11 protein-coding genes are annotated in these 15635 nt (G+C 48.1%); 3 read left to right on the forward strand and 8 right to left on the reverse strand.

Annotated features, from left to right (window positions below; all coding sequences use genetic code 11):
• The first annotated feature begins 95 nt into the window (after positions 1 to 95).
• From GC101_RS08060 to GC101_RS08070, 3 genes are all read left to right on the forward strand, one after another.
• Positions 96 to 1472 carry a helix-turn-helix domain-containing protein gene (locus tag GC101_RS08060; RefSeq protein WP_171716785.1) on the forward strand — a complete coding sequence of 459 codons (1377 nt, stop codon included), beginning with the start codon at positions 96 to 98 and terminating at the stop codon, positions 1470 to 1472.
• A 91-nt stretch (positions 1473 to 1563) separates the two neighbouring features.
• Positions 1564 to 2580 (forward strand): ABC transporter substrate-binding protein, encoded by a 1017-nt coding sequence (locus GC101_RS08065; RefSeq protein ID WP_171716786.1) that lies wholly within the window; start codon positions 1564 to 1566, stop codon positions 2578 to 2580.
• Between the two features lie 10 nt (positions 2581 to 2590).
• The gene (locus tag GC101_RS08070; protein ID WP_171716787.1) at positions 2591 to 3166 is read left to right on the forward strand and encodes a nitroreductase family protein; all 576 of its coding nucleotides are present in this window, start codon (positions 2591 to 2593) and stop codon (positions 3164 to 3166) included.
• Between the two features lie 92 nt (positions 3167 to 3258).
• On the opposite strand, the gene GC101_RS08075 is transcribed toward GC101_RS08070, so the two are convergent.
• The 8 genes from GC101_RS08075 to adhE all read right to left on the reverse strand — a co-directional run bounded on the left by GC101_RS08075 (position 3259) and on the right by adhE (position 15572).
• The gene (locus GC101_RS08075) at positions 3259 to 4050 is read right to left on the reverse strand and encodes a response regulator transcription factor (RefSeq protein WP_171716788.1); all 792 of its coding nucleotides are present in this window, start codon (positions 4048 to 4050) and stop codon (positions 3259 to 3261) included.
• Positions 4028 to 5881: a cache domain-containing sensor histidine kinase gene (locus GC101_RS08080; protein ID WP_171716789.1), complete on the reverse strand. Its 1854-nt coding sequence runs from the start codon at positions 5879 to 5881 to the stop codon at positions 4028 to 4030. The genes GC101_RS08075 and GC101_RS08080 overlap by 23 nt, the downstream gene beginning before the upstream one ends.
• Positions 5882 to 5908: 27 nt before the next feature.
• Positions 5909 to 6736: a carbohydrate ABC transporter permease gene (locus GC101_RS08085; protein ID WP_039295446.1), complete on the reverse strand. Its 828-nt coding sequence runs from the start codon at positions 6734 to 6736 to the stop codon at positions 5909 to 5911.
• The gene (locus tag GC101_RS08090; protein ID WP_039295444.1) at positions 6736 to 7620 is read right to left on the reverse strand and encodes a carbohydrate ABC transporter permease; all 885 of its coding nucleotides are present in this window, start codon (positions 7618 to 7620) and stop codon (positions 6736 to 6738) included. The genes GC101_RS08085 and GC101_RS08090 overlap by 1 nt, the downstream gene beginning before the upstream one ends.
• A gap of 171 nt (positions 7621 to 7791) precedes the next feature.
• Positions 7792 to 9195 carry an ABC transporter substrate-binding protein gene (locus tag GC101_RS08095; RefSeq protein ID WP_171716790.1) on the reverse strand — a complete coding sequence of 468 codons (1404 nt, stop codon included), beginning with the start codon at positions 9193 to 9195 and terminating at the stop codon, positions 7792 to 7794.
• 374 nt (positions 9196 to 9569) lie between these two features.
• Positions 9570 to 10307, reverse strand: a complete 738-nt coding sequence (gene pflA / locus GC101_RS08100) for a pyruvate formate-lyase-activating protein (protein WP_039295441.1) — start codon at positions 10305 to 10307, stop codon at positions 9570 to 9572.
• A gap of 120 nt (positions 10308 to 10427) precedes the next feature.
• Positions 10428 to 12689: a formate C-acetyltransferase gene (gene pflB, locus GC101_RS08105; RefSeq protein WP_171716791.1), complete on the reverse strand. Its 2262-nt coding sequence runs from the start codon at positions 12687 to 12689 to the stop codon at positions 10428 to 10430.
• 261 nt (positions 12690 to 12950) lie between these two features.
• Entirely contained in the window at positions 12951 to 15572 is a 2622-nt protein-coding gene (gene adhE, locus GC101_RS08110; protein WP_042138761.1) for a bifunctional acetaldehyde-CoA/alcohol dehydrogenase, read from the reverse strand.
• Positions 15573 to 15635: the final 63 nt, after the last annotated feature.

Below are 15635 nucleotides of genomic sequence, written 5' to 3' on the forward strand. Positions count from 1 at the left end.
AAGGCAACGGGGAAGTTGAAGCTGATGGTTATCGCTCTGAATTTGATTCATGCGATGTAGTGCTGCTGCTCCCTGATACACCATGGCGTATATCCGTGAAGGAGAACCCTTCTCTGGAATATTACTCTTTCACCTTTGATGCATATGCTGTGGACGGACAGGGTACACTTCAGCGCGGAGAGCTGGAGGCCGCTATTTTCCCGCCCGCACATTGGTCTGAAGCGTCAGAAAAGGCTGGCCTAATCTGCTCTTGCTGGCAGGGCAGCCAGTGGGACCATATGGAATCGGCTATCCGTTTTCAGGAACTGCTGCTTCAGTTATGGAGACCAGCCCAATCAGGAACTAAGGATAAGAATGCTGCAAGCGGAGCGATTAATCAATCCAAAGCCTATATCGACAGTAATTTTGCGCAGCCCTTGACCAGAGAGAAGCTTGCCGGTTTGACAGGAATGAGCGTTGCCCATTATTCCCGGCTGTTTAAGAAATATGTGGGGCGGAGTCCGATGGAGTATCTGAATTCTATCCGCATACGCCATGCGGGTGATTTGCTGCTCCGCTCTGAACTCACCCTCCGTGATACTGCGAACCGTGTGGGCTATCAGGATGAATTCTATTTCAGCCGTAAGTTCAAATCAGTTACTGGCATTTCACCATCTGTGTATATCAAAAAACAGCGCACATCCACACAAATTGCTTCTATGGCCCATCCCTACACTTCTCATTTGCTGGCGCTCGGTTTAACACCTTATGCAGCGCTGGTGAATAATTCACGGGGGTCCGGCCACGGCTTGCATAACATAATCAGCCTGGGACATGACCAGCCCGACCTAGACAGACTGGCAGATGCCCGTCCGGAGCTGATAATCAGCTTCGAGCCTTCGGATTATGCGGAACCGGACAAAGCTTTCTTGTTCCCCCACATTGCGCCAACGTGCACTGTTCCATTCGAAGGGGAGTGGCGTGAACATTTCCGGATAATTGCGAGAGCGGTGAACCGCCTGGATATCGCGCAGCAGTGGCTGGCGGCATACGAAGAGCTCGCCGAGAGACTGCGGGTCAATGTTAGAGAAAAGCTGGCGGACGAGAACGTTGCTGTAGCACAATATGAGCAAGGCCGCTTCCGCTTGTTCGGCAACCGTAACTTGGGTACCGTCCTGTATAACGATCTGCAGCTGGCCAGACCCCGGCAATTGTTGAATGTTGCGCATTCTGCTCTTCTTACTGCAGATCAGCTGTCGGAATATAGTATTGACCATCTGATTTTATTTACATCGGGTAACACCGCACAGCGTAACATGATCCATCACTCGCTTGCTTCACAGGAAGCTTGGAAGGAATTACGCGCCGTGCAGCAAGGAAATGTCTACGAGCTCGGTGATTCAAGCCTCTATTCCTGCTATACTTCGCTGGCCCATGAATTATTTCTGCGTCGTTCAAGTGAATTGCTCATGAGCGATATGTCCAGGCGATGAGCATGTTTGTCCATGGAACCCAGGTACGCCACTCCTTATAATTAGGTGGTGATAATGATTATCAAACTCAATTATGAAAGGTGTGTGGCTTGTGTTTCCTAGTACTCAAAAGTTCAATCACAAATTTAACCTGGGGGTCATCGGCCTGCTTGGAGTACTCATGCTGGGATTAATCGTTGGATGCAGCAACAGCGGAAATAACGGAAGTTCAGCGGTTGCCGTGACTCCTTCACCAGCAGCTGCCAACTCGGCAGAGAATACAGAAACCCGGATGATCTCAACCATTAAAGGAGATATAGAAATTCCGGCACATCCGAAAAAGGTTGCGGGCATGCTTTATGTTTTTGCAGACCATCTGCTGGCGCTCGGTATTGAACCGCATGCCATGGTTACATACAATGACCTGGGATTCCCCGAATATCTGGCAGACCAGATGAAGGATACTATCGCTATCGGCTCGGGAGAAGCCCCTAACCTGGAAGCACTGCTCGAAGCGGAGCCGGATCTCATTCTTGCTTCCAAGACACTGAATGAGGCAAACTATGAGCAGCTGTCCAGGATAGCACCAACGATACTTTTCGACAATGAGAACGAAGAAGATTGGACCAGATTCCGGCAAACGGCAGAGATCTTCGGCAAAGAAGCCGAGGCTGACCAGATCCATGCCGATTATGAAGCGAAGATAGCCAAGGTTAGAGATGAATTGGCAGCTGCTGCCCCTAATGAAACAGTCGCTTATATGCGGATACAGGACAAGCAGCTCCAGCTGATCCAACCAGGGGATAACTTCACGCTGTTCGGCCCTCTCGGACTAACCCCGGCCTCCACAGATGACATAGATTTCAAGGACTCATGGAATGTAGCCATCTCTGAAGAAGTACTCCCCGAGCTGAATCCTGACCGTATGTTCATCATTCTCCGTCCCGGTGACAGTAATCAGACGGCTCTGGATAACATTATGAGCACTTCAATCTGGACTAACCTTACAGCTGTCAGGAACAAACATGTGTATATCGGAGATGCAAATCTGTGGTTTGCAGGCTATGGCCCCATTGGACTTAGCAAGGTCATCGATGAGATCTCGGGTGCCTACTTACCGGAATCATGAGGGAGAAGCCATGACCTCTCCTGACAGCCAGCTCATACAGACGATACGCGGCCGAAGAACCATACAGGAATTCAATGGCGTACCCATTGCCCGGAACACACTTCTCGGCTTGCTGGACAACGCGGTTTGGGCACCTTTTCACTCCAAAAAAGAGCCTTGGCGTTTCATCCTCTTCGCCGGGGCCGGCCGGAAGAAATTTGCCGGCGCTGTTCTGCAATCACGTCCGGAAGCCTTCATTCAACAATATGGTGCACAGATCTATGATACGTATTGCAGGCGGATTCCAGCCCACCTCCTCGTGATTATGAATAGCGCTCTTCCCCAGAAGGCCTGGGAGGAGGCCTTGGCAGCAACTGCCGCCCTGATTCAGAACATTCAGCTGCTGGCCTGGGAACAGGGAATCGGCGTGGTATGGAAGACAACAGCCTTTAATGAAGATCACTCATTCCGGGCTGCAGCAGGCGTCACTCCGGCCGAGAAAATCGTCGGGACCTTGCATATGGGATATTTCGACTCCCAAGACAAGCCTGCTCCGAAACCGCGCACCGCTGCTGCTGACTTGCTGACAGTCATAGAAGACGACTGAGGAGTTACCCGACAGGTGAACACACTTAAGCCAGCGGCTGCCTAGCCGCTGGCTTCTTTTTTTCACAAGCTCAAATGATATGCAGGGCAGACTTACCGTGCCTCAGCTGTCCTGTATTTATCCCGGTATTCCTTAGGGGACATCCCCGTCTGTTTCTGGAATACCTTGGTGAAATAACGCCGCTCCTGATAACCCACTCCCGAGCTGATCGCAGTAATGCTTTTGTCGCTGCTGGCCAGCATGAATTTGGCGGCTTCAATCCTCTGCAACGTTACATACTCCACAAAGGTCATCGCAAAACGGTTCTTGAAGAGCAGGCAGAAATAGCTGCTGCTGATGCCTATCCGGTTCGCCACCTCTTCAATGCCAAGGTCATAGCTCAGCCGCTCGGTAATATAATTCGCCGCATGGCTCATCAATTGATCCGGTGTTTTTTTGGCGGAATCCTCGGGTACAGTCATCTCCTGAAACAAGGGAATACTGTTATACAGTTTATCCTTGTACTGTTTGCTGCGGATCCGAGCTCCGATCTCCCGCACCTTGTTGCCAAGCTCCTCATAATGTATCGGCTTGCAGATGTATTCCTTCACACCAAGGCGGATGGCCTCGCGTGCATAATCAAACTCCTGATAGCCGCTTAGCAGCAGCACCTCACTCTCCAGTCCCATCTCACGCAGCTTGCCGATGAATGTAAGTCCGTCCATCACCGGCATACGGATGTCACAGAGCACCAGATCGGGCGTCTCCTCTTCAGCGATACGCAGAGCTTCCATTCCACTGCGGGCCATCCCCGTCACCTCCATCCCCATGTCATGCCAAGGCAGCACTTTGTTGAGGTTGTTCAGGATAGGCGCCTCATCGTCAACCAATAATACCTTTAGCATAATGATCTTCCCCCTGCCCGTATTTAGGTATGACGCACTGGATAATTGTCCCCTCACCAGGACTCGCACAGATGAAAATCCCGTATCTGCCTCCGTATTCTATACGGATCCGGTCAGCCACACTGCGAACGCCAAGCCCCCTCCGTTCCAGATGAATTCCGTGTTCCGGTTTGCCTTCAGGCTTCTGCTCCGCCGGATCATTAACCATGTACTGAAACATGGACAGCTGGGACGGCGTCATGCCGATCCCGTTATCCTGAATCCGCAGAATCAGATTCCCCCGTTCTTCCCAGACCTTAACGCTTACCAGACCTTTGTAGCTGATCCCTTCAAAGCCATGCTGAATGCTGTTCTCGACCAGCGGCTGCAGCGTAAGCTTCAGAATCCCGCAGCCCAGCAGGTCCTCCGGAACCTCAAGCTCGTAATCGAACAAGTCCTCGAACCGGAATTTCTGAATATCCAGATAGTTGCGCAGATGCTTAACCTCTTCTTCCAGCGTTATTTCATCCCTGTCCTGGATACTGATCCGCAGAATACTGGCCAGTCTGTAGACCATCTCACTGACCTTGCGCCCTTCATTCTGCACAGCCAGCACATTGATGGATTCCAGCGTATTGAACAGAAAATGCGGTTTGATCTGCGCCTGCAGCACACGCATTTCCGCCTGATTTTTGCGCCGCTGCTCTTCATTGACCCTGTTGAATAATGAATTGATTTTGTCCATGAGGTCATTGAAACCTCTGGCGAGCAGCGTCATTTCGTCACTGCCCTTCTCCTCGACCCGGGTTGTCAGGTCTCCATCCTCCACCCGGCGCATGAAGCGGACGATCACAGCAATCCCGCCTGTAATCCGGTTCATGAAGAACAGATTGAAGATCACTGCACCGAGCAGGCACAGGAACATAACCACCACAAACCAGCGGGCAAACACAGTTACTTCATGGGACAGCGAGCCCCAGGAGGTCACAGAAACCAGGCTCCAGGGATAGTCCTTCAGGTGGTAGACTGACAGAATGCTCTTTTCGCCGTCAAATTGGGTTTTGTAGCTCTGGAAGCCCGGTTTAAAGGTAATATCCTTCGTAGTAAAATCGCGGAAATCCTGTCCGTCCAGCTGCCTGTCCGGGTCCAGCAGGATCATCCCGTCATCGTTGACCAGCATAAAAGATACCTTCTGGCTGCTGTCCCCGATCTTGAGATTGCGGAATATCGATTCGAACTCCCAGTTCTTGATCTGGACTACCAGAATGCCGATGTTCTGAAAAAAGCTAAGCTCCTTAATCAGCCGGATCTGCGTAAATACAGCCTCCGTTCCCGTCAGTTCGGGATACTCATGCGGTGCCAGCCATTTCGGAACCCCGTTGAGCTTCATAACCTCCTGGTAGAGATCGCTCCCTTTGAACTTGTCGTAGGGGAGAGTGCGGAAATTTTCTTTGGTGAAGACCGATACGATCTCCGAGCTGCCTTTTCCATTAAAATTATAGAGAAAGGCATAGCTGATCGACGGATGATTATAGAGCAGACTACGGAAATTGCGCTGGCTGGCGTTCAGGCTGAGCTGCTCGGCATCGGTCAAATCCTGTTTGGAGGGATCATCCGCGCTAAGTGCCATATGAAAGACCGAGGTGGCAATTCCGTTGTCTGTCACATTGTCCATATCCTTAAACACATTCGAAATGCTGTAACTGATCGCCTTAAGTGAATATTCGGACTGCTGGCTGTACTTCTTCTCTATCGAATTATAAGTAACGAAGAACATAATCATGCCAAGAATGAATAAGGGAATGATAATCAGGCCCAGAAATGCCGTAAATAATTTGTAGCGCAAATTCATCGGCCCATGCTCCTGACATGAATAGGGTTATCCTTTTACACTGCCTGCCGTTACGCCTTCAATAATCTTCTCCTGCAAAATAGCATAAATGACGATGACTGGGACCACGCTGTAGACAATACCCGCCGACATTTGCGCGTAGTTCATCTGATATTGATCACGGAATTGAACCATGCCCACCGGAAGCGTGCGCAGCTCGTCATTAGAGAGGAAATAGTTAGCCAACAGGAACTCGTTCCAATTTCCCAGGAAATTAACAATGAAGACTGTAACCATGGCCGGAACTGTCAAAGGTACAATAATTCTAGCAAAGATACCCGGAGCCTTCAAGCCATCCATGACCGCCGCCTCTTCAATTTCACTGGGAAGTGAGCGCATGAATGCTGCCAGGATAATAATCGTGAATGGAATTGCATTGGCGATATAAGGAATTATCAGTGCCCAGTGTGTATTGAGAATATGAAGCTTGCGGACAATCGTGTAGATAGGCAGCATCAGTGCATTGTTCGGAATCAGCATGCCGATCAGGACCAGCGAGAACAGAATCTTGTTCCATTTCCCCTGGCGCATCCGCGTAACCGCGAAGGCAAACATAGAAGCCAGCAGAATGGATACCACCGATGACAGGATCGAAATATATAAGCTGTTAAAAAAGTATGTGCTGATCTTGGCGTTCACCCATGCTTCAACGTAGTTCGAGAATTCGAAGGTCTTCGGAATCCCGAACGGATTCAGGGCGATCGCATTGTTATCCTTCTTCACCGAGGAGAACAGGACAAAGAGAAACGGAAAGAGTACAACGATCAGGTATCCCAGCAGGGCAACGTGAGGTAAGCTTTTCTTGAGGCGCGGCATCAGTATTCAATCCTTTCATTACGACGGGCAAACAGCAGCTGATAGAGAGCTGTAACCACGAGCGTGAACATAAAGATCAGAACTGCAATGGTATTGCCGTACCCATATTTGAAATTGGTGATCGCATATTTAATCATATAGGTGGCCATAACCTCAGTTGAACCTGCCGGGCCGCCTTTGGTCATAACAATGACGATATCTGCGGCCTTCATCGCTCCGGCAATTGAGAGCATGATTACTACCGAGATAATGGGAACAATCAGCGGCAAAGTGATGCGTGTAGCGCGCTGGAAGCCCGTAGCGCCGTCGATGGCCGCAGCCTCATCCAATTCACCGGGGATGGAGAGAATGGCCGCCAGCACCATTACAATGTAGAATCCGGTCCATTGCCAGGCATTCGTAATCAGAATTGACAGCATGGCGAACCGCTCATCCGACAGCCAGTAGACAGGCTCAATGCCGACAAGGCCGAGCACTTTGTTGAACAAGCCGATATTCGGCTCATAAATGAAGCCCCACAGAATACCGATAACTGCAGTAGACATTATGGATGGCATGAATACTGCTGTCTTGTAAAGGCCCTTCAGCTTCTTCACATTAGCGATTAATAAGGAGAAGAAGACAATCAGCGGCACCTGAATGCATACGGAGAACAGAATGAACCAGCCGTTATTTTTAACAGACACCCAGAAGCGTTCATCTCCCAGGGCTTTTTTGAAGTTATCCAGTCCGGCGTATTTCACGGTATCGGATACACCGTTCCAGCTGGTGAAGCTATAGTAGAGTGAACTGAAAATGGGGTAAATGAAGAACATAATGAACAGAACCAGAGCCGGAATAACGAACAGAATGAACACCAGAGGATTTCTTAGTGCCTTATTCATGACTACCTCCAAGTTGCTTAGACATCTCACATTTTAAAACAACCCCACAAAGTGGGGCTTTGGCTTCGAAGCTTACTCAGGTACTTTGCGGGGACCCTGAAGCATATAAAGTCTTGTCTTTTAAAAATGTACCCTGGAGCAAGCACCAGGGTACATTCAATTTACCGCCTCTTATTCTACTGCTGCGTTGGCTTCTTCCTGAATCTTCTGCAGGGCATCGCCCATCTTCTCAGGAGTGGTCTGTCCGCCAATCAGGCTTTGAATCTGGATATTACTGATCTCGGTAGTCACATCTGCCTGCACCAGAGAGTCAAATGCCGGGAAGGAGGACTGGGAGCTGTTGAGTACTGCTACAATCTCACTCATCAGATCATCGGTGATATTCTCAGTCAGTACCGCCTGATCAATCTTCATAGCCGGCAGCACGCCGTCTTCCACCAGACCGCGCAGCTGCATTTCTTCATTGAACATATTCTTAATGAATGATTTCACTGCAGCGAGTTGACGTTCATCTTCACCTGCTGAAGCCGAGAAGCCATAGCCGTTGTTCACATCACGCATGAGTGCCGTCTGATCCCCCACTCCGCCGTCTACCGCCGGAATATTGAAGAATCCGACTTTACCGATCAGACCTTCACCGGATTGTCCGGCTTTGAATACAGAGGACTTCCATGTGCCGTCATACATCAGGATCGCTTCACCGCTGGTGAACTGGGTTGTATATTCAGCATACTCGAAGCCGAGCTCGCCTTTTTTGAAGTAGCCTTTGTCTACCCATTCCTTGTATTTCGCAAAGCCTTTGACTACATTAGGATCATTCCACTTAGCTTCGCCCGTAGCGAACTTCGCTGTAACATCCGGTCCGGCATAACGTGACCAGAGATGGTTGGCGAGCATAAGTGGTACCCAGCCAGCCTTGGAAGCACCGGCAAGCGGCACTTTGCCGTCAGCCTTGATATCAGCCAGCTGCTGTTCCAGCTCAGCGAAGGTGGCTGGAGCCTTCCAGCCCTTGCTGTCATAGTATTCTTTATTGTAGAAGAACCCTTCACCTGAGCCGCCGATTGGCAGGCCGTAGATTTTACCTTCATAAGTAAATGGATCAAGGTTGGAGAATTTGTCTTTAATGCCTAACTCATCGAGAATCGGCGTCAGATCAAGCAGCTTACCTTCTTTGGCGTAGATCTTGGAATCCGGACTGCCGAACAGGTCGAAGATCTCCGGCGGATTCCCGGCTGCCATTTCCCCGCGCAGCTTCTCTTTACGGTTTACATCCGAATCAACTCCATCGAGCTTGAAGGTCAACCCCGGTACTTCTTCCTGTACCTTGCCGACTACATCCTCCAGGATCGCTAGACGTTTCTGTTTATCTGCACCTACCTGAGTATGACGGACCGTCATTTCAAAAGGTTCAGCACTAACCGGTTCTTCGGTTGCAGCAGCATTGGTTGCAGCGGCCTCATTCGTTGTAGCCGGTTCTTCCGTTGCAGCAGCATTATTATTGTTGCCTCCACAACCTGTCAGCAGCGCTGAGGTAACGAACATCAGGGACAACAGCATAGTTAAGCTTTTTCTCATTACGGGTGACCCTCCCTATTTAATGGTTTCCCTTACAACTCTTATTATAGAAAACCCTGATTGTTATCGTAAGGTTAAGATTCATCTACAATAGGGATAAAATACTCTAATGTAAGCGAATTCAGTTGTGTTTTGTGACATAAATGAGTTACATTTCATTACACAATAACTTTCAAAAAGGCAATTCACTATATTTTCACGTTAGAATACTTATACATCCAAACTGCAAATATCATCAATTCCACATGTTGCTATGTATATGAACTCAAGATAATAAATTTATATTCATTAAGCGGATTCACTTCACCGTACATCAAAAAAAGCGAAACTCCTCAGACTGGAAGCTCCGCTTTCGTTATATATTGTGTATGAATTTATACCAGAGCAGACTGTTTACGGCCCTCTTCAATCAGCCGGTATGCACGCTGCACTTCTTCTTCGTCCGGTGACTCCACCCCTTCAAGCTCGTAGGGACGGCCAAGCTCTTTCCATTTATAAATGCCCATTACATGATATGGCAGGATTTCGAACTTCTCTACTCCATTGAGCGTGCCAATGAACCGGCCGAGATTCTGCAGATCCTCTTCCTTATTATGAATGCCGGGAACGTATACGTGGCGGATCCACATTTTACGGTTATTATCTGACAACCAGCGGGCAAGCTTTAAGGTACGGTCGTTGGATTTGCCAGTCAGCTTAATATGAGCTTCATCATCGATATGTTTCAGATCCAGCAGTACAAGATCGGTAACATCCAGCAAGTCGCTGATTTTCGAACCATCATTATAGCCGTTAGTATCAAGCGTAGTATGCAAATTCCAGCGTTTCTTCACTTCGGTGAACAGCTGTTTGACGAAATGCGCCTGCAGCGTGGGTTCCCCGCCGGATACGGTAAGTCCGCCGCCGGAAGTTTTATAATAATTCAGGTAAGGTTCAATTTCCGCCAGCACTTCTTCAACGGTCATTTCCTTGCCTTCATTCAATCCCCAGGTATCCGGGTTGTGGCAATACTGACACTTAAGTAGGCAGCCCTGCATAAAAAGCACGAAGCGGATACCCGGGCCATCCACCGTTCCAAAAGTTTCTAAGGAGTGGATATGTCCTTTAAGCATGAGATGTCATCCTTTCAAAAAGCTTAAAATTTTAATTACTTTTAAACAAGAGTGTACCGCCCTCTTGCAAGGGCGGCAGCTCTTTGATTTATTTTAATTCTTGATCTGTAAGAACAAATCTTACATGGAATCGTGGAACGTACGGTTGATAACATCCAACTGTTGTTCGCGGGTCAGCTTGATGAAGTTAACTGCATAGCCGGATACGCGAATGGTCAATTGTGGGTAATTCTCAGGGTGATCCATTGCATCAATCAGCTGCTCACGGTTAAATACGTTAACGTTCAAGTGCTGAGCGTTGTTGTGGAAGTATCCGTCCATCATGAATACCAGGTTGGACTTACGGGATTCTTCGTCTTTACCCAGAGCCTTAGGAACGATTGAGAATGTGTTGGAGATACCATCCTGTGCATCAGAGTAAGGCAGTTTAGCAACAGAGTTCAGGGAAGCAAGTGCACCCTTCTTGTCACGGCCGTGCATTGGGTTAGCACCAGGTGCGAATGGTTCGCCTTTTTTACGTCCATCAGGAGTAGTACCAGTCTTCTTACCATAAACAACGTTCGAAGTGATAGTTAATACCGATTGAGTCGGTACAGCATCACGGTAAGTTTTGTTTTTACGGATCATGCTCATGAAGGTTTCAACCAGTTCAACCGCGATGTTGTCAACAGCATCGTCGTTGTTACCGTAGCAAGGGAATTCACCTTCAGTTTCGAAGTCGATAGCAATACCTTCTTCGTTGCGGATCGGTTTAACCTTAGCGTATTTAATTGCGCTCAGGGAGTCGGCAGCAACGGACAGACCGGCAATACCGCAAGCCATAGTACGCAGAATGTCGCGGTCATGCAGCGCCATTTCGATACGTTCGTAAGAATATTTGTCATGCATGTAGTGAATGATGTTCAGCGTGTTGACATAAGTCTTAGCCAGCCATTCCATCATTGGTTTGAACCGTTTCATTACTTCGTCGTAATCAAGGTATTCGGAAGTGATCGCCGGATATTCAGGACCTACCTGAGCGCCGGATTTTTCATCCTTACCGCCGTTGATTGCATACAGCAGGGCTTTTGCCAGGTTGGCACGGGCACCGAAGAACTGCATTTGTTTACCGATACGCATTGGGGATACGCAGCAGGCAATCGCGTAATCTTCACCCCAGTATGGACGCATTACATCATCGTTCTCATATTGGATCGCACTGGTTTCGATGGAAACCTTGGCACAATATTTTTTAAAGCCTTCAGGCAGCTTTTCGGACCACAGTACGGTCAGGTTCGGCTCTGGTGCAGGACCCAGGTTGTACAGGGTATGCAGGAAACGGAAGCTGTTCTTGGTTACGCGTGTTGTTCCGTCTTCAGCCATACCACCGATGGATTCAGTTACCCAAGTAGGGTCGCCGGAGAACAGATCATTATAGTCAGGCGTACGCAGGAATTTCACGATACGCAGTTTCATTACGAAATGGTCAACGATTTCTTGTGCTTGCTCTTCAGTAAGAGTACCTTCTTCGAAATCACGTTGTACATAGATATCAAGGAAAGAGGATACGCGTCCGAGGGACATTGCCGCACCGTTTTGCTCTTTAACTGCAGCCAGATAACCGAAGTATACCCATTGAGTAGCTTCTTTGAAGTTATTAGCTGGTTTGGAGATATCAAGACCATGAGCAGCAGCCATTTGTTTCAGTTCGCCCAGAGCACGCATTTGCTCGGACAACTCTTCACGCAGACGAATTACTTCTTCTGTCATGGAATCTACTTCAAGCTCAGTCAATTGTTGCTTCTTGTCTTTAATCAGGAAATCAATACCATACAGAGCAATACGGCGATAGTCGCCGATGATACGTCCGCGGCCATAAGCATCAGGAAGACCTGTAATTACGCCGGATTTACGCACAGCTCTCATGTCTGGTGTATATGCATCAAATACGCCTTGGTTATGCGTTTTGCGGATGTTCGTGAACATGTCAACGATATTTTGCGGAAGCTCGAAGCCATAAGCTTTAGTGGCGTCGATCATCATTTTGATACCGCCGAACGGTTGAATGGAACGTCTGAAAGGAGCATCAGTCTGAACGCCGACAATTTGTTCCTTGTCCTTGTCGATGTAGCCTGGATTGTGGGAAGTGATCGTGGAGACAGTATCGAGGGATACATCCCATACGCCGCCTCTTTCTCTTTCTTCCTTGCTAAGCTGGGAGATAATCTTCCACAGTTCAGTGGTGTTGCTGGTAGGACCTACCAGGAATTCTTCATTTCCTTCATAAGGCTTGATGTTCTTGGCAATAAAGTTATTAACGTCAACTTTCTTAGCCCATGTACCCTTTGTAAAACTTCTCCAACCCGACTTAACCTCTTCTACTTCTCTTTCAATCACCGACATGCTAAATCCCTCCATTTATATTTAGTATATTTGTAGAGATCGCGGGCTTGAAGGTTAATCCCGTGTCTCGTGATCCCATAGCTATTGGTTGTTATAAAATTCACAATCGCGGCTTCATAACTGGGATCGTTGTTTATATAAACATTTTAGTTTATTTTCTGAAAAAGGACTGTGACAAATATCACTCTTTCGGTGATATTTGTCACTTCCATCCAGTCCCATATTAACCTTTAACCTTATTCTTTGCCAGACAATCTTAAATTAGTTGTCGAATCTTCCGTAGAATGCGTTGCGGTATACATCAGCAAGTTCAGATACCAGCGGCATTTTTGGATTGGCAGTTGTACATTGGTCTTCAAATGCACGGTCAGCCAGGTAATCTACACGGGATTCGAAATCCTTAGGATCAAAGCCAAGAGCCGAGAAGGATTCTTCGATACCGAGTTTTTTGTTCATGTCGCGGATTGCATTGATCAGGCTGGTTACGCCTTCTTCGGTTGTGCGTGCTGGCAATCCCAGGATACGGGCAATTTCAGCATACCGTTCGTCAGCTACAAAGTGCGAATATTTAGGGAACGAAGCGAACTTCGTAGGTTTCTTGGCATTGTAACGGATAACATGCGGCATCAGGATGGCATTGGTACGGCCATGTGCTGTGTGATACTGTCCGCCCCATTTGTGCGCCAAGCTGTGGTTGATACCCAGGAATGCATTAGCGAAAGCCATACCTGCCAGAGTCGAAGCGTTGTGCATTTTTTCACGGGCAAGCTTGTCGCCTTGCAGTGCGGATTTCTCCAGCCACTGGAATACCAGTTGAATGGCTTTGATTGCCAGACCATCGGAATAGTCACTGGCCATAACAGATACATAAGCTTCAATTGCATGTGTCAATACATCCATACCTGTATCGGCAACAGCAGTTTTCGGCAAGCTGTATACAAACTCCGGATCGATAATAGCTACATCTGGAGTCAGCTCATAATCGGCCAGCGGATACTTAGTATTATTGCCAGTTGTCTTGTCTGTGATAACTGCGAACGAAGTTACTTCAGAACCTGTACCGGAAGTTGTTGGAATCGCAACGAATTTGGCTTTGTTGCCGAGCTTAGGGAATTTGTATACCCGTTTACGGATATCCATGAACTTCTGTTTCAGGCCGTTGAAGTCTGCATCCGGGTGTTCGTAGAACAGCCACATTCCTTTTGCAGCATCCATTGGGGAACCGCCGCCGAGTGCGATGATGCAGTCCGGCTGGAATCTGTTCATCATTGCAGCGCCTTTTTCTACAGTAGTTGTCGATGGATCCGGTTCAACTTCCGAGAACACTTCGATCGCTACCGGAGTCTGGCGTTGACGCAGGTAATGCTCAACTCTTTCCACATAGCCCAGTTTAACCATCATAGGGTCAGTGATAATTGCTACACGAGTGATATCAGGCATTTTGGCCAGGTACTGTGTGGATCCCTTTTCGAAGTAAATCTTGTCAGGTACTTTAAACCATTGCATATTCACGGTACGACGGTTCACCCTTTTCACGTTGATCAGATTGATTGCAGTCACGTTTTGCGATACAGAGTTGCGTCCATAAGATCCGCAGCCCAGTGTCAATGAAGGGATATTAGTGTTGTAAATATCGCCGATTGCGCCGTGTGTCGATGGCGAGTTGACGAGAATACGTCCGGTTTGCAGACGGTTGGAGAACTTCATGATTACTTCTTCGTTGTTCGAGTGGATAGCCGAGCTGTGGCCCATGCCGCCAAATTCAACGATTTCAGCTGCGCGTTCGATACCCTGGTCTGCGTTCTTCACTTTGTAGCAAGCCAGAACCGGGCTCAGCTTCTCAGCGGACAACGGATATTTAGTACCTACGCCTTCAAGTTCAGCTACCAGGATCTTCGTGCCGGCAGGAACCTGAATTCCGCACATTTCAGCGATCTTCACAGCGGATTGGCCGACGATAGCCGGGTTAACCGCACATTTTTCTACGTTCATTGCGCCGCTTGTCAGCTTGGCAGCTTCTTCTTTGTTTACAAAGTAGCAGCCGTTCGCAATCATTTTCTTCTTCACTTGGTCAAAAATCGCTTCTTCAATGATAACCGCTTGCTCGGAAGCACAGATCATACCATTATCAAATGTTTTGGAAAGGATAATGTCTGTCACTGCCTGATCAATGTCAGCACTCTTCTCAATGAAAGCAGGAACGTTACCAGGACCTACGCCGAGTGCCGGTTTGCCGCAGCTGTAAGCCGCTTTAACCATTGCCGATCCGCCGGTTGCCAGAATCAGTGCAACGTCAGGATTGTTCATCAGTGCGTTTGTTTTGTCCATGGTCGGAAGTTCGATCCATTGGATGAAGTTCTCAGGAGCGCCAGCCTTCACACCTGCATCATGTAGAATTTTGGCGGCTGCCGCACTACACTCTTGCGCTGAAGGGTGGAATCCGAATATAATAGGGTTACGTGTCTTAGCGGAAATCAAAGCTTTAAACATCGTGGTGGATGTTGGGTTGGTTACCGGTGTGATACCCATAATGATTCCGACAGGTTCAGCAATCTTCTGGAAGTTGTCATAAGCGTTATCCTCAATAACGCCTACTGTCTTGTCGTACTTAATTCCGTGCCAGATATATTCAGTTGAGAAGATGTTCTTCGTAATTTTGTCTTCATAGACACCGCGTCCTGTTTCTTCAACGGCCAGCTTAGCCAGGTACATATGTTTGTCGAGTCCGGCCAACGCCATTGCATGAACGATTGTGTTAGTTTGCTCTTGATCCAGTCCCATGAACGCTTCATGAGCTTTCTTTGCTTTATCCACCAAAGTCTGAATATATTCTTCAGCGGTGGTTTGTTTCACTTGGGCGGCGACTTCGTTTTTAACTGCCATCTCCCTCGTCCTCCTGTCAATTTTTAGGTTGTTTTTCTCTACACATTTATCTTATCATATCCT

The sequence above is a fragment of the Paenibacillus phytohabitans genome (assembly GCF_013141775.1).
GTDB classification, from domain to species: Bacteria; Bacillota; Bacilli; order Paenibacillales; family Paenibacillaceae; genus Paenibacillus_AQ; species Paenibacillus_AQ phytohabitans.

What these genes read in the sequence shown, in the direction of transcription:
- GC101_RS08070 (WP_171716787.1), top strand. Translation starts at nt 2,591, where the DNA reads ATGACCTCTCCTGACAGCCAGCTCATACAGACGATACGCGGCCGAAGA.
- GC101_RS08075 (WP_171716788.1), bottom strand. Translation starts at nt 4,050, where the DNA reads ATGCTAAAGGTATTATTGGTTGACGATGAGGCGCCTATCCTGAACAAC.
- GC101_RS08080 (WP_171716789.1), bottom strand. Translation starts at nt 5,881, where the DNA reads ATGAATTTGCGCTACAAATTATTTACGGCATTTCTGGGCCTGATTATC.
- GC101_RS08085 (WP_039295446.1), bottom strand. Translation starts at nt 6,736, where the DNA reads ATGCCGCGCCTCAAGAAAAGCTTACCTCACGTTGCCCTGCTGGGATAC.
- GC101_RS08090 (WP_039295444.1), bottom strand. Translation starts at nt 7,620, where the DNA reads ATGAATAAGGCACTAAGAAATCCTCTGGTGTTCATTCTGTTCGTTATT.
- GC101_RS08095 (WP_171716790.1), bottom strand. Translation starts at nt 9,195, where the DNA reads ATGAGAAAAAGCTTAACTATGCTGTTGTCCCTGATGTTCGTTACCTCA.
- pflA (WP_039295441.1), bottom strand. Translation starts at nt 10,307, where the DNA reads ATGCTTAAAGGACATATCCACTCCTTAGAAACTTTTGGAACGGTGGAT.
- pflB (WP_171716791.1), bottom strand. Translation starts at nt 12,689, where the DNA reads ATGTCGGTGATTGAAAGAGAAGTAGAAGAGGTTAAGTCGGGTTGGAGA.
- adhE (WP_042138761.1), bottom strand. Translation starts at nt 15,572, where the DNA reads ATGGCAGTTAAAAACGAAGTCGCCGCCCAAGTGAAACAAACCACCGCT.